This is a genomic window from Spiroplasma sp. DGKH1 (assembly GCF_040940205.1).
In the GTDB taxonomy this organism is placed as follows: Bacteria; Bacillota_I; Bacilli_A; order Mycoplasmatales; family Mycoplasmataceae; genus Spiroplasma.
In genome coordinates this window covers 51,250-66,721 of record NZ_JASTWG010000003.1, presented here as the reverse complement: position 1 = coordinate 66,721, position 15,472 = coordinate 51,250, and the positions used below count along the sequence as shown (strand labels likewise).

General features: G+C 29.2%; 16 protein-coding genes. All 16 read right to left on the bottom strand.

Annotation, left to right across the window (positions count from 1 at the left end):
• Positions 1–162: 162 nt before the first annotated feature.
• The 16 genes from QPK10_RS03015 to QPK10_RS02940 all read right to left on the bottom strand — a co-directional run bounded on the left by QPK10_RS03015 (position 163) and on the right by QPK10_RS02940 (position 15,395).
• Positions 163–789: a hypothetical protein gene (locus QPK10_RS03015; RefSeq protein ID WP_368486549.1), complete on the bottom strand. Its 627-nt coding sequence runs from the start codon at positions 787–789 to the stop codon at positions 163–165.
• A gap of 40 nt (positions 790–829) precedes the next feature.
• Positions 830–1,624 (bottom strand): hypothetical protein, encoded by a 795-nt coding sequence (locus QPK10_RS03010; RefSeq protein ID WP_368486548.1) that lies wholly within the window; start codon positions 1,622–1,624, stop codon positions 830–832.
• A 139-nt stretch (positions 1,625–1,763) separates the two neighbouring features.
• Positions 1,764–2,411, bottom strand: a complete 648-nt coding sequence (locus QPK10_RS03005) for a GntR family transcriptional regulator (protein ID WP_368486547.1) — start codon at positions 2,409–2,411, stop codon at positions 1,764–1,766.
• Positions 2,395–2,937, bottom strand: coding sequence for a citrate lyase holo-[acyl-carrier protein] synthase (gene citX / locus QPK10_RS03000; RefSeq protein ID WP_368486546.1), 543 nt, complete (start codon positions 2,935–2,937; stop codon positions 2,395–2,397). The genes QPK10_RS03005 and citX overlap by 17 nt, the downstream gene beginning before the upstream one ends.
• A gap of 1 nt (position 2,938) precedes the next feature.
• Positions 2,939–4,495, bottom strand: coding sequence for a citrate lyase subunit alpha (citF, locus tag QPK10_RS02995; RefSeq protein WP_368486545.1), 1,557 nt, complete (start codon positions 4,493–4,495; stop codon positions 2,939–2,941).
• 12 nt (positions 4,496–4,507) lie between these two features.
• Complete coding sequence (locus QPK10_RS02990; protein WP_368486544.1) at positions 4,508–5,392, bottom strand: CoA ester lyase; 885 nt, start codon at positions 5,390–5,392, stop codon at positions 4,508–4,510.
• A gap of 14 nt (positions 5,393–5,406) precedes the next feature.
• Positions 5,407–5,688 carry a citrate lyase acyl carrier protein gene (gene citD, locus QPK10_RS02985; protein ID WP_368486543.1) on the bottom strand — a complete coding sequence of 94 codons (282 nt, stop codon included), beginning with the start codon at positions 5,686–5,688 and terminating at the stop codon, positions 5,407–5,409.
• Positions 5,678–6,340, bottom strand: coding sequence for a bifunctional 4-hydroxy-2-oxoglutarate aldolase/2-dehydro-3-deoxy-phosphogluconate aldolase (locus QPK10_RS02980; protein ID WP_368486542.1), 663 nt, complete (start codon positions 6,338–6,340; stop codon positions 5,678–5,680). The genes citD and QPK10_RS02980 overlap by 11 nt, the downstream gene beginning before the upstream one ends.
• A 22-nt stretch (positions 6,341–6,362) precedes the next feature.
• Positions 6,363–7,244, bottom strand: coding sequence for a triphosphoribosyl-dephospho-CoA synthase (locus QPK10_RS02975; protein ID WP_368486541.1), 882 nt, complete (start codon positions 7,242–7,244; stop codon positions 6,363–6,365).
• A gap of 18 nt (positions 7,245–7,262) precedes the next feature.
• A complete protein-coding gene (locus QPK10_RS02970) occupies positions 7,263–9,341 on the bottom strand; it encodes a 2-hydroxycarboxylate transporter family protein (RefSeq protein WP_368486540.1) in 2,079 nt (692 codons plus the stop codon).
• 17 nt (positions 9,342–9,358) lie between these two features.
• Entirely contained in the window at positions 9,359–10,408 is a 1,050-nt protein-coding gene (citC, locus tag QPK10_RS02965; protein WP_368486539.1) for a [citrate (pro-3S)-lyase] ligase, read from the bottom strand.
• 125 nt (positions 10,409–10,533) lie between these two features.
• Positions 10,534–11,253, bottom strand: a complete 720-nt coding sequence (locus tag QPK10_RS02960) for a hypothetical protein (protein WP_368486538.1) — start codon at positions 11,251–11,253, stop codon at positions 10,534–10,536.
• 22 nt (positions 11,254–11,275) lie between these two features.
• Complete coding sequence (locus QPK10_RS02955) at positions 11,276–12,559, bottom strand: hypothetical protein (protein ID WP_368486537.1); 1,284 nt, start codon at positions 12,557–12,559, stop codon at positions 11,276–11,278.
• Positions 12,560–12,774: 215 nt separating this feature from the next.
• A complete protein-coding gene (locus QPK10_RS02950) occupies positions 12,775–13,671 on the bottom strand; it encodes a Cof-type HAD-IIB family hydrolase (RefSeq protein WP_368486536.1) in 897 nt (298 codons plus the stop codon).
• Between the two features lie 52 nt (positions 13,672–13,723).
• A complete protein-coding gene (gene yqeH / locus QPK10_RS02945) occupies positions 13,724–14,812 on the bottom strand; it encodes a ribosome biogenesis GTPase YqeH (protein WP_368486535.1) in 1,089 nt (362 codons plus the stop codon).
• A complete protein-coding gene (locus QPK10_RS02940; RefSeq protein WP_368486534.1) occupies positions 14,799–15,395 on the bottom strand; it encodes a YqeG family HAD IIIA-type phosphatase in 597 nt (198 codons plus the stop codon). Before QPK10_RS02940 ends, yqeH begins: the two co-directional genes overlap by 14 nt.
• Between the last annotated feature and the right edge of the window lie 77 nt (positions 15,396–15,472).

Here is a 15,472-nt window from a genome sequence, read left to right as displayed (position 1 = left end):
CGAACAGTATTCTTTGCATAATTAGTAGTATTACATAAACAAATATTTTAGCTAGGTACATTTGTTATTAACTATCTCTATCAATAATGATAAAAAATAAATATGTTATTTAAAAAGTTCACTTACGGAAACAGAATTTTTATGATCATTTGTTAATTGTTGCTAGCGTTGCATATTTTGATTTATGTTATGGCTAATAGTATATGAATCCTCTAAACTTGGAGAAGAATCCTTACTATATTTATTATCTTCTAATATTATGATAATTTTCTTAAATTCTTCAAATAAATTTGGCTGATTTTCTTGTAATTGTTGGATAAATTTTTGTTGGGGATCAGTAATTTCAGTTTGGTCTTCTTTTTTGTTATTTGCATGAATTTGAAGATAATCATTAAAAATTCTCATTACTTCATAGGCATATTTAGCCAATTCCTCATTTATTTTGTTTTTTTCAGAATTAATTTCAAAATTTTCTTTAATAAAATTTATTTCGCCTTCATCAATTAGTTTTGATTTATTAATCAAGGCTTTTGGTCAGTGGCTAAAACAAATTTTAAATGTCTCTAATTCAATAATTGAATCAATATTTTCCAAAATAAAATTATAAAATATGTTAGGAAAATTTTTAGTTGTTTTAAACTCAGAACTTATTTTATTATTTAAAAATAAATTTGATGTTTCTTTATTAAAGGATCTTGATTGGTAAAACATAATAATTTCATGGAATTCCTCAATTGTTATTTTTTCAGAACTATTAATATTACTCATTCATAATCATAATTGCTGCATTTTTTTCAGATATTCTATTTCTTGGTGTTGGATTTCATTACTACTTTTTTTTTAATGATACGATATTTTCTTTTCATATATTAACCATAAAATTGTTTAAAAAAAGTAACAATAAAAATTTGGCATACAAAACTGGTGAATTTAAATTATCAGATTTTTTATTAATCTTTGTAAAATTTGGCTCCTTTTTAGCAATTGATTTCAATACTATGATGTGAAATTTATGAATTGCTTCCGAAAATTTTAAATTATAGTTTTTATTTCTATGCATTAAATAAAAATTATAAATATTATTATTTGCTAACCACTGCAGTTGCGTTTCAAAAGTATTAAAATCATTGTTAAACTTATTAATATCATTAATGTTCGTTATTAAAGGATAACGAAGATGGTTGGATGCACTGTTTTTGAGTTCTAGTAATACCTCGGAATTTTGTAAAAACTGATATGTTAAATGCTTTTTTTTCTTAACCTTATTTTTTTGTTCTTCAAGTTGCCTTATTAAATGCAATAATTTTGAATTATTATAAAATTTCTTTAGTTCATCAGTAAACTTCTTTTTTAAGGTATTTATTTCAATTTCATTAATTAAAAAATTTTTGATTTTTTGATTAATTATGGCACTGTTTTTATAATGTAAGATTAAATCTATAATAATAGGAATATTTTGTTTTTTTTCATAAACTAATTTCTCGTATTGCTCCCAATAATTAGTAATTTCCTTTATTCGCATCAAAAAATTGTCAAACTCTGGTTTATGGTTTGTGAAAAATTGGTAACTATGTTTAAATTTCCGATAACTTTCGTTAAATTCATCAAGGATTGTTGATTTCATAATTTTTTCTCCTTTAAAATAAATAAAAAGTACCTAATATGCTAGGTACTTTTAGTACTCTTTTACACTTTTATTATATTCTTTTCTCACTAAAACAAGTAAATTATGAAAAAATAATTTAGACTTTTAATTTGTATAATTATTTAAAATTATATTTATTAATAAAATGATTTTTAGCATTTTCTAAATGCTCTCTTAATAATTTTTCAGTGGCTACTAAATCTTTTGCTAAAATTGTTTGACAAATTGCAATATGTTCAAACACCGCTTCAATTCGGCGCTTACTTTCTGCATCATAATTGGTAAAATTTCGTAAATAAGCAAATAAATTAGTTAAGGTTGCATAATAGGTATCAATAATTCTAAAATTAGCTAATTGGAGCATTGTTTTGTTAAAAAGATCATTTGCTTGGGCAATTAATTTTGTATTGGTCAAATCAACTGCTTTTAGAATCGCAATTAAATTAGTAATTTTAGTATCTAACTCTGGGTTCATATTTTCAATAATGTAAGTGTAGATCATTAATTCTAAATGATAACGTAATAAATATAACTCATCAATTTCTTTAATCGTAAAGATTTTTAACTGGGCTCCCGCATTGGGAACAACAGTTAATAAGTTGTCATTTTCTAATAACCGAATAACTTCTCGAATCGGGGTGCGAGATGTTCCATATTGTTGCGCTAATTTTTCCTCGCGTAATCTTTCGCCAGGTTGGAATTTACCAGTTAAAATATCATTTAAAATTAGAGAGTATAATTCTAATTTGTTATTTTGCTTTGTCATTCCGTTCGATTTCCTCTTCTATTACATTATTAATATAACATAATAATTCACTAATTAAATGAGTTTTTTGCCGAGCACATCATTTGGCTGGTTCAGCACAAAGATAACATTTTCGCATGGGGAGGTTTAATTGCTGACGACTAATTGCTTGTAAATGCTGATCATAAATATCAAAATCTAACAATTGATAAATTTTTGCCTTCATCTCAAAAGCAATTAATAATTCTTTCATGTGAAGATAATTTGCTAATTGTGGTAAAACAATAACTAGATAATCCCCGGTTTCATCATAAATTTCTTGACTTGTTTGATAATTAATCCCCTTGCTTTGTAAAAAAGCAAACAGTTGGGGTTTAATAATTGTTTGGAAAAAATGATGATATTGTGGCTGTTGCTTATGGGCCCCCGGAATGTTTAAATTTACCGTTAGTAATCCTGCTTGGTATTTATTAACCAATTGTTGTTGGAGAAGATAATGTTGTTCACGGTTTAAAAGAATTTTATTTGTTGGTTTAAACTCTAACATCTTACTCTAAAATATATGGTTTTACTTTGTAAATAATATCAATCACACTACCATCTCGATATTCAACAATGGCCACCGGATGATTTTTATCATACTCAATCATTTGTGGTTCACCAATAATAGCATAAGCTTCATCGCGAAGCTGGTCTATTGTTTTTAGCGTCACCCCCGCCTTGGTTAGAATTTTAATTAAATCCTGGCGTAATGGATTTACTGCGATTCCCGTTTCAGTTACCACAACATCAACAGTATGACCAGGAGTAACTACTGTTTGTACTTTGGTAGTAACTGATGGAATACGCCCCCGAATTAAAGGGACTGCGACAATTGAAATATCACTCCCAAAAGCAACATCCGAGTGCCCCCCTGAAGCACCTCTAATGTAACCATCTGCCCCCGTTAACACGTTAATATCAAAATTAACATCAACTTCTAAAGCACTTAAAATCCCATAATCTAACTTATCAGTAGCACATCCTTTAGTATGGGGATTAGCATAAAACGAAGCTGACATTTCTAAATGGTTTTCATTTTCTTTTATTGATTTAGCAGCTACCAAGTCAAAAGATTGAACATCTAATAATTTATTAACAAGCCCTGCTTCTAAAAATTTAACATGTTCACCAATAATTCCTCCTAAAAAAAACCCCGCAGTAATATTACGTTTAATCATTTCTTCCCGTAACATAATTAAAGAAGATTGACTAGCGCCCCCAGTTCCGGTTTGATAAGAAAACCCATTTTTAAAACCAGGAGTATTGGTGATAACCTTGACAATATTTTGAGCAATTTTAATTTCTTTTGGACTAAAAGTAGTATGGATTTCTCCTGATGAGATTTTAGAAGTATCCCCAATTTCATCTACTTTAACAACATAGTCGACATTCGTTTGAGGAATTGAAATTGGACTATTGGGATATGGTACTAGGGTATCTGTAATAATAATTACTTTATCAGCATGTTGAGCATCAACCATCGGATAACCAAACGCTCCAACACTAGATGGACCATGTGAACCGTTGGCATTTCCCATTTCATCACTAGTAGAAGCCGCTAAGAAAGCAACATCAATATGTGATTCTCCACTTTCAATAGCCCGTGCGCGCCCACCGTGTGATCGGATAATTGCTGGTTGGGGTAAAATTCCTTCGGAAATAGCGTCCCCTAGTTTCCCCCGTAAGGCTGAACCTTCTAAACCAGTCACTACCCCTGATTTAATATAATCAATTAAACAATCATGAGCTTTGGTAAAAGAAGAAGCTGAGATTGTTAGATTTTTAATTTTTAATTTTTCAATAATTTTTAAAACCTGGGCAACTGTTTTATCCCCGTGACGAAAATGGTGATGAAAAGAAATTGTCATGCCATCTTTTAAACCAGCATTTAGGATTGCTTCTTCTAAAGAAGCAACAAGTTTAGTTTTCCGTTTTCCATAATTTGGTAACTCCCTTTGATGATTAATAAATTTTGAAGGATGACTTTTTGTTGAATCATAACTTTCATAATGGTGGTTTTTATTAATTTGTTTTAACTGTTCGTCATTTAAATATTTAGCCATAATATCCTCCTGTTAGTTTTCCATTGGGTTTTTTACATTTGCCATTTGCAAAACAATTTCGGCATTATCAATAAATGGTTTATCAATCATTTGGCCATCAATAGCAAAAACCCCTTTTTGTTCTTTTGTAAATTCTTTATAAGCAGTTAAAATTTTTAAAGCATCGTTAATTTCTTTTTCACTTGGTGAAAAAACTTTATTAATAATTTCAATTTGGTTGGGATGAATTGCTGATTTGCCACTAAAGCCAAGTTCACGCACAAACTGGGCTTCTTGCTCTAACCCGTCCAAGTCAGTGGTATTACCAAAGATACAATCAAAAGCATCAACTTTTGCAGCACGAGCAGCATGGACAATCATTTGGCGAGCAAATAATAATTCATGGCGGTCTTTTGTCTTAACTGCTTTTAAATCAAACAGATAGTCAACCCCCCCTAAAGCAATTCCTTCAACACGTGGTGACGCAGTTGCAATCTCATAAGCATTTAAAACTCCCTTGGCACTCTCAATAGCACAAAATAAAGTTATCTTTTCTTTTCTTCCAATTATTTGTTCAATTTTTTCAATGTCCTGGACAACTTTAATAACATCATCTTTAGTTTCTACTTTAGGTAATCGAATCATATTAACATTTGAACGAACAATTGTTTCTAAATCTTCTTGATAAAATTCAGTATCCCAACCATTAATCCGCACGGCTGTTTCAATTCCATATTGATTATAAGCAAAGAAATCTAGCATTCTTTTAGTTAGTTGGCGGGCAGCATCTTTTTCATGAATATGAATGGAATCTTCCAAATCAAACATTACTGTATCAGGATGAAAAGCAATCACATCTTTGAACATTCCCGGATTATTTCCTGGAACAAATAACATATTTCTTCTAATTTTTTTCATTTTCCTGATCCTTTCTAATAGCGAATAACACTTTCTGTTGCCCGTTCTAAGGCTGTAATAATTCTAGCAACTAACACTTCATCAATTGCTCCCTGGTCTTGAATAACAAGATTACAATTTTTAACTTGTAAATTTGTTAAAGTTGTTAAAGCAATTTTTTTCATTTGTTGTCCAAACTGACGAATAAATGGTGAGTTAATTGTTAAATTAATTTTTTGATCGTTATTTGGTTCAATGGTAACTAAAACATCACTTGATTCTAATGAACCGGCAGTTGCCATTTTTTTAATTTCCATTTTGTTCATCCCTTTCTTGCATAATACTTTCTAATTTATTAACATATTGTTTCGCTAAGGCTGCAATATCTTCATCGCGATCGTTATCATTTGCACCGCCTAATTTTCCGGTGATCCCAACTGCTAAAACTCCTGCATTAAAATATGCTCCCATATTTTCTAAACTAATTCCCCCCGTTGCTAAAATTTTAAAATTAGGGAAAGGATTAGCAATTAATTGTAAAACTTCGGTTGGTGAAGATATTGCCGGATAAAATTTTAATAACTGAGCACCCGCTTGATATGCTTGATACATTTCATTAACTGTCATTACTCCTGGCACATATAAAATATCATTTTTTAAAGATCATTTTAAAATTTCCGGTGAATAAACTGGTGATACTAAATATTGTGCTCCTGCCTTGATTGCTTCTTGTGCTTCTTTTAAAGTTAAAACTGTTCCGGCCCCAATAATTGCAGTTGGAAATTCTGTGCGCGCTTGGTTAATAACTTCATAAGCTTCGGGAACTGTTAAAGTTACTTCAACAAATTTGAAACCATTCATAACAGTATTTTTAATAACCCGATAAGCATTTTGACGAGTACTTGTTCGAACAATAACTGATAGTGGATGTTTAATTAATGTGGTAATATGTTCAGTAATTTTTTTCATGGTGGTTTTCCTCTCTTAATTATTAATCAATCAATTGTGCTAAAAATAATGTAATCACACAAAGATCAGCACAACCTCCTGGTGAAATTTTTTGTTGTTGATATGATAAATTATGTTCTAAAATAATTTCATAGAAATTTTGTCAACCAGTTGTTGCTAAAATTTCTAATCATGCTTGTGCTTTATTAGCAATTTCCATACTTCGTTGATACCCTACTTTAACAATTAAGGTTGTATCCTTAATTTTACTTAAATAAAAAACTAATAATAATAAACTGTAATCTTCATTAGATAACTCCGGGTATTGTTTTTGGTAATGTTTTAAAAATGGTAAACCCTCTTCAAAAACAATTTGGTAGCCACTAAGTGCTAAACCGCGAGCACCAGTAATATTATGGAGCTGGTATAATTTTTCCCCATAAGTTTGCCCAGTAAAATTTTCAAAATCTTTTTGCAAAGGAGCTGTTAATGTTTTAATTAAACTACTCCACTTGTTAATTGGAATTTGATAATGGATGCCATAACAAGTTATGTAAAAAATAATTCCAAAAGCAAAGATTAGTCCTTTATGAGTATTAACATTATTAGTAGCACTTAACATCCGTGCTTCTTGATAACATCCTAACTTTCGCAAGGTTGCAAAATCTAATTTCGGATTAGTTAAGACTAAATTAATAATGTCATTAAAATAGTATTTAAAAGTTTTACTAGATTTAAGGAATGTTTTAATATTCATATCCTGGTGGCACCCCGAATCTTTCTTAGAAACAAGACCAAACGAAGGATAACTATTTGCTTCGGTGGTAATACATTCAATGGCCCAGGCTATTAATTTGTTTCATTGCGGATGATAAGGTTGATAATTTTTATTTTTTTTCGAATTAATAATTAAATTTGTTATCATCTTGACGGTTCCTTTCTCTTACCCTGTAATTCCCGCTTGAGTAAAGACTAAGAAGATAGGGGCCGCAACAATTAAGACAATCCCCCCACCAATCCGACAAGTAATTTGTGAATAAGGTAAGAGATCCATTCGTTTTGCTGCTCCTAAGACTGCAAGTGAACCAGCACCTCCTTGCGCGCCCATACAACAACCAGCGGCAATCATACTTTCTAAGGTGTAAAACTTAATTAAATTAGCCACTAACATTGGTCCGAGAATTAAAGCAACATCCATTAATAAAATTAAAATAATATATTCTCAGTGGGTAAATAACGAAGCAAATTTATTTAAATCAGTCATACATAAACCAACCCCCGCCATTAAGAACCAGGTAAATTGTTTAGAAAAGAATTTATTTAAAACATTACATCCAGCTTTTAATTCTTTCGGTAAAATATTTAGTAAATTAATTAATAATGAAATGACAACTGCTCATGCAAAAGCGTTAATTTCTACTCCCGTTGATTTTTTAATTTCTACTTCAATAAATTTACAAAAAACATAAATTACCACACAAAGAGCTAATCCTGCGGCAATGCTACGATGCGATGGTTCAATCTTTTCATCACGAATGTGGACTTCTTTTTTTACTAATTTGCCGTTTCCACTTAAGGTTGGTGATTTTGATAAACTAGCAGTTAAAATTGCAGCAATGATAATAACAAAAATATTACTTACACTACTTACAGCTAACGCAAAACTCATATAGTCTCCCTGTGGCATGTAACCATATGATTGACTCATTGCTGATAATGGCTGGACACCACCGCCGTTACCATCTGATAACAGTGGTAACATAATTTGTAAAACCGTTTGGTGATTTGGCAATCCCATTAAGTTTCCAAAACCTCAACCAAATAAAACTGCTAATCCGGTTCCTGAAATTAACAAGACCATAAAGCCCCCAAATGAACGTAAAATCAATTGGCGAGGAATTGTTAAGATTGAGCCAACAATTAATACATTAATATATAAATTTAGAAAACCTCCTTTTGAAAATCATGCTTTGACCGCACTAACAATTTCGGGTGGGAAAGCATTGAAGGTTCCTAAAAAAGCTCCCAGGAAAAAGACCCCCATCGTTCCCCCACCAACAAATGTTTTTCAAATTGGTAAGCGATTAAAAAATTCACCACCAATGATGGCAATTACAAATAAGACTGCCATTGCTCCCATCGCTTCGGCTGGTAAAGTTTTCGTATAAATAGCAACTAGTGTTGCTGCTAACATTAAAATATATAAGTAAAAAGGAATCCCAAACAACTTAAATTTAATAAAATCTTTTCAAGTTAAGTATTTTAAATTATGAAGATTTTGATAATAATTATTGAAAGTTGTTTTTAAATTATTCTTTAGATGTTGCTGCTTTTCATATAAATTAACTTGTCATGGTTGATAACTTAAATTATTTTCTGCCACTATCGTAAATGGCAATTGGTGTTTTTGATGAACAAGATCTTTTTTAACCAGTTCATCTGTTGTTATTTGAATCATATTGTTAAGTTCTTCGGTTTGACTGGTTAATTGTTGATGATATATTTTTTTATCAAAATGACAATTAATTTTTTGCCGTCCTGTCGTTTCAAACTTATCAACATTTTTTTGTAACGTATCTTGAAAATTATTCAGATCTCAATCATAATCTTCCATTTTTTCTTGGTATCATTTTTCTAATTCTTGTAATTTAATCGCAAACCGTTTTTGAAATTCAGTTTGGTTCTTTTGGTGAGCTTGTAAAAGCATACTCTTCTTATGTTCAAAATTATTATTAATTTTTTGTTTTTGATAATTAGCGCAGGGGTGGGCTAACTTTACTTTTCACTGCTTATTATATAATTCTCCTTTGGTAAGGTATCATTTTTGATCAGCTGTTTTTTTCTTGGCAACCCATAGCTCTAACTTTTCTTTTTCAAGATGATATTTTTTAGTAGTTTGCTCTTTTTGGTTTGCTAGCTTGGTTTGATAACTAGTAATTCTTAACGCATTGCTTGCTTGTTTACTGGCAACCTTTTGTGCTAACTGCGTGAGTTCAGTTTCACGCGATAAACTTCTTTCCATAAGTCCTCCTTGGATGCTTAATAATCCTTCTCAATTAATGCTTTGATATTTGGTATTTTTTGATATGATAAATAATCTAGTTTTTTTAAAAAATTAAATGTGGATCAAGGAACAATTGCTTGTAATTGTTCAAAATCCCCAGTGATAAATAATTTTCGAGCAGTTGTCGCTGAAATTGCATGATTGTTAAATGTTAAGCGAGGAATAATAACTAAATTAAAATGATTAGCTGCAAAAACTGTGGCCATCATTTTATTATATTCATTAGTAGTTGTTGAATATGGTTCATCCCCCACAAATCGCGTCGTTACTTGTAACGCCTTGGCAATGTAATCCACAAAAATATGAGCGTCTAAATTAGTTTGTTCGCTAATTACCGCTTGAGGTGAGGGTAAAAAATAAGCGGGAAAGACATTTTTTGATACTAAATAATTGCTGCCTTCTAATACTTTCACATTCTTAAATTCTTGAACCCCTTGTTCAATCATTTTTTTACGCTCTTGATAATTAAATAATGATCCTTGTTCTTTGACGGGAATAATATAAACAAAATCACTTTGTAAACTAGCTTGTTGAACTAAATACCAATGACCTTTGGTAAAGGGATTAGCATTCATTACAATAACACTCGCATAGCGATGATTATTTTTTTCCTTTGCTAAATAATCTAAATAATTCTTAAACAAATCATATCGATTAGTTAGAAAAGCAAAATTATTATTTTGGTAGATAATATTAAATCCTAATTGTTGAAAAACTCCAAAATAATCAGGTTTCGTAAAAACAAAAACTTCATTTCATCCTTGCTGATATATTTTTTGGATCATATAAGTAACTAATTTATTTGCTAAATTATTGCCTTGATAATGTCGATCAATTGCTAAACATTTTAATGTATTTAAATAACGACTAACTGTTGCAATCACATTTTCATTTTCATCATAAATAACTGCACATTCATCAATGATATCTTGTTTTAAATTAACACTTTTCAACAGTTCCCCTACTTTTGATAATGTTAACTTATCTGTCATTTTAATATCATGTATTTGTCAAATATTGTCCATGTTTCACCTTCTTTACATCGACAATATAAGTATACTCTTAAATAAAATTGTATACAATATATTGTATACAATTTCTTAGATTTGTTTTTATTTAAAAAAACTGATTTATTTTAATAAATCAGTTTTTAATTCGATAATAATTTTAATTCTTTTAGGGGTGCTGTCTTTGTAAATAGCAAGCCAAAAAACTTAATTTGTTCAAACATTGTTGTTAAATCACCAATTCCCGTAATTAAATGCTGCAAAGTTTTATTTAGCAGATTATTTTTTAGTTTATGAACTTTGTTTTCAATTTCTAATCAATTTATAATTTTTTTATTTAGTTTGTTAATATTTCGAACTAAGAATTTAAAATTCCCTTCTTGGTCCTCAAAATGGAAACCACTAAGAGTTGGTAGTGCACTAAAGTGGTCATCCTCAATTTGTGTTTGGATCCTATCTAACATTGCATAATATTCAGTTATTTTATGATTATAATTATTTAATTTATTATTAATTTTAATAAATTTATTTTGAAAATAATGTTGAATTTGCTCAGCATTATTTTGATATTTATTTTGGATAGCCCATTCATTATATAATAATTTTACTTGTTCAATATTTTTATTTTTACTTTTAATGCCATATTTAAATAAAATTTGGTCATAATTTTTAAAAATAAAATTAAATTCCTGGGTAAAAATATTAATTCATTTAATTTTAATATCAAGTTTTTTAGTAATATCAAGTTCTTTTTTTATTAATTTAATCTTAGTAAAAATTAAATTATTTTTAATAGTTTCAACCTGATTTTGATTTTGATTAAAATCACTAATTTTTTCTAGTAAATTATCAATTGTTTTCATAATTTTAAACCTTGGTTACTAATTAAAAAACAGGGTATGAATACTCTGACGTAGGTTTATTGGGATCGTCGTGGTCATTTTCTACTACTTCTATTAAGTTCTTGCGTTCAGTACTGTTTATACTTAATCGATCATCATTCAACTTTTTGCGAGTAAAAATTTTTTTTAATTTTGTCAAATTTGATTCCTGATTAGAGTTTTCAGAATTATTTTTTTTGAGCGTATTTGTTAAAATTTCTTCTATTTTTTTAGTAGTAAAAAGTTCATATTCTATGGCATTAAGAAAAGGCAAATTTTTATTAAGTACTAAACAAGCATTTTCTTCATTTACTTCTTCACTTACTTGTTCAGCATTTAAACATGAAGATAATCATTTAATTTTTTCTTGGCCATAACTTCAAAGACTAGAACAAATATTAAATCCTATTTGAGCTACTGGTTTTGTTAAACCAAGCAAAGAGACACAAATAGTTGTTAATTTTTGCTGACGAACTTGTTCATCTTGTTCGGCAGCTACTACTAAGGTTCAAATTTCAGAAATTGCATAATAAACTGATGTCGCTGTTCCTAAAAATAATGCAGTTTGTAAATATTGTTTAGCTTTCGCTGCTCGTTGTTTCTTTTCTGGATCAATATAAACAAAATTTAATCCAGTATTTACTTTATCAATTAGTCCTCCTGTAGTGAAGAACATACTGATATTATTTCAAAATACATTTTGGAACCAGTCTCAACCATGACGATCAATATTAGCGGTGTAATTATAGGCAACAGTGATCCCATCACCACTAATATTTCCTAATATTGATAAAATTTGAATATTTTTTAAAACTGCTTTAATTTCTTGAGTAGTCAAACATTTAGCATAATCGTTTAAGAAGTTACCCAATGCTGGCATTAAGACACCATTTAGGGTTCCGGCAATTTGGGTTGGGGCAAAAAACCAAGGCATAAAATCAAAATAAATTAAACCTGCGGCACTAGTCGGAGCTGAAATACTAGCAAGAATTGAAAAAAATGCATCAATTGGATGATTTTTTATTAAATTGTTTAAAGCTGGCATTAAGTATTTATAAAAATACATTTCTGTAAGTTCAGGTTTCTCCTGTTTAAAATCCTTAATCTTTTTATTTAAATAATCAAAAATTTCTTCATTAATTACTTGATTATTTTCAATAGCAATTTTATTAAATATACTAATTAAATTTTCATTCTCAAAAAGAATAAATTGTAATTTTGCTTTTAAATCCGGTGATTCATATTCAGGTTCAATAGCAATATTTGTTGTACTTTCTTCTAAAGGCATAAATAATGTTTCCTTTCTAATATTGTATTTTTGAAGAATCCTTAAAGAAAAAAGCATCTAATAAAATTATTTTTATTAGATGCTTTAAGCATTCAAATATAGTAGTTCATTGTATTTCGTTCAAAAATACACTTTTATTATAAAATATTTAATTAAATTTTAATTAAAATAAAATTTATTTTTTAAATATATTTTTAGTTAAAATTTGATAATGCTTAATCTCATTTTTTATTTTTAACAGCAATAAATAATTGGGCAAGATCAGCTGGTGCTAAGACTTTATTAATAACGTGGTAAGCTACCCCATCTTCATTAATATCTAACGTAACTTCCTTGGCAATTTGTTTTAATTCATTAACCGCATTCCCCATTGCCACTGGATAACCAACGCTTTGCGCTAGTTTAATATCATTATGGTTATCACCATATGAAATAAACTGACTTGGATCATAGCCCTTAATATCACATAAAATTTTAAAAGCAGAACCCTTACTAATGTTTAGCGCTTGAATATCATATAAATCTTTTTGTGAAAAAACACATTCTAAGTGTTCATTAAATGGATCAGTTATCTTTTTAATTTGGGTTAATTTTTCGGGACTGTCAAATGAAAATAAAATTTTTAATGGTTGAATTTTATTTTGCCGCACAAGTTCAACAAAATCACTAGTAGTGTCCACTTCAATTTGGTATTCTGGTTTTGATGCTGTCTTATTATAATTCAAAACCATTTGAATTCGGTCAGCCTCTTCAGGACCATAAATCATGTTGGCGGTATAAATCACCGGATTTAAACCTTGGCTAACTCCAGCTGTTAAAATTGCTAAAGCAATGTTTTGGTCAAGAGTTCTTTGAAATAAAACTTCGTGTGTAATACTATCGCGAATTAAAGCTCCGTTACAAGAAATAATTGGCATTTTAATTTGTAGTTTATCAGCATACTCCTTGGTCATTAAATCTAAGCGTCCCGATGCTAAAATTAATTTATAATCACTAGCTAGTTGATACATTCTTAATGCTTCATACGTTTTATCACTAATCGTAAAATCTTTGCGGGTAATTGTTCCGTCTAAATCAGTAATAATATAAGGATACTTGGTAATTAAACTCATTATTACTTCCCCCTTTTTAACTCTCAATAAGTATTATAAAACTATTTACTAATTAAATAAATCTTTTTGCTAAAGTAATTTTAATATTTTTATTTGTGGTAATTAATAATTTTTGACCAGGACTCCCTTGAAAAGTAACTCACCCTAATCCAGAAATTCATAAGGAATAATTATTTGCTTGTGAAATTGTAATTTCAGTTGTCTGGATGTCAGCATAATTATTTAATTGTAAACTTAGTTTATCTAAATTATTTTGCCAGTACTGGTCTTGATTTTGATATTTTGTTCGGTGCAAGATAATATTATTATTCTTATAAAAATGGAAACTAGTTTTATCTCCTGCTAGGTATGTAACACTACCTAACCCTTCATAAAAAATTGTTTGTTCAGCATTTAGTTGAAAAGTTATTGGTCGTAAAATCTTGTTAACTAATAATTTTTTATAATTATTTTTATTAACATAATTCAATAAATTAGTTGTGTTAAATACCCCCGGGGTATCATAAATTTTAATTGGTAAATTAAAATCTAAGGCAATGTTATCTAAGGTAGTTCCAAAATGGTTCGAAACCACAATTGGTTTGTTATTATTATTAACTAATTTAATTAAGGAATTTAAAATACTACTTTTACCAGTATTAGAGCAACCAACAACATAGAGATCTTTTTTTTGCTGAGTAATATATTGGTATAATTCCTCGATATGATAATTTTTTAACGAACTCACCAAAATAATGTTTTTAATGTTGCGGTTAATTATTGCCGCAGAAAAGATATTCTTAACATAACTAATTATTTTTTGTTCATTAATTAATTTATTAACGAGATCAACTTTATTAATAATTAACGTAATTTCATTATGTTGAATAATTTCTTCTAAAGCAATATTTCGGGTTCCGGGTAAGTCATAAATATCTAATACATAAAAGTAATGGTGTTGCAAGTTATTATTATTTTTAAGTTGGGTTAAAAATTGCTGGGGATCAACATCATAATCAATAATTTCATTATAATTCATTAGTCGAAAGCACCGCAAGCAATAATCCTGGGTAATATTTTTAACAAACCCCGGGTGGTTCTCTTCAGTTGTTTGAAGAACAACACCACAGCCAATACATTTTTTATTATTATAAGATGTCATAGTCTACCCCATATTCTCCTTCATCAAAGAAACCTTTATGTAAAATATTTTTTTGGGCTAAGCGTTTATAAACTAAATTATCTAACATCCGGATGATCCGACTTGATTCATCTACTCCAGTCACCGGAACTACTAAGATACTTTCAATATGGGCGCGGTTAGCAAATAAAATATCAGTAATTAACTGGTCACCAACCATAATCATTTCATTTGGTTGCACATTAAATTGTTTACTAATTACTTTAAAATATTTTAGTAATGGTTTTTTTGCGTTCCAATAAAAATATTTAATCTCGGCCTTTTGGGCAAATCGCTCTACTCGTTTCCGAGCATTATTTGATAATAAAACAAACTTCATTCCTAATTCTTCTACTTTCCGAATTAATTGGAAATTATCCGCATTTGGAATGCGTCGGTAAAAAGGGGCTAAGGTATTATCTAAATCACAAATAAAAACTTTAATCCCATGTTTTTTTAAAGATTCTAAATTAATTTTATTAACATCTTTCACATAAATTGATGGTTTAAAATAATTTAATAATAAGTTGCGGTTTTTCTGTTTGCGAAAAATTTTATTTGCCATTGGTGAACCCCTTTCCTATCTTCAATATTATATCTTAAAATTTAACAAAAAGAAAAGCATCCCGATTGAAATGCCTT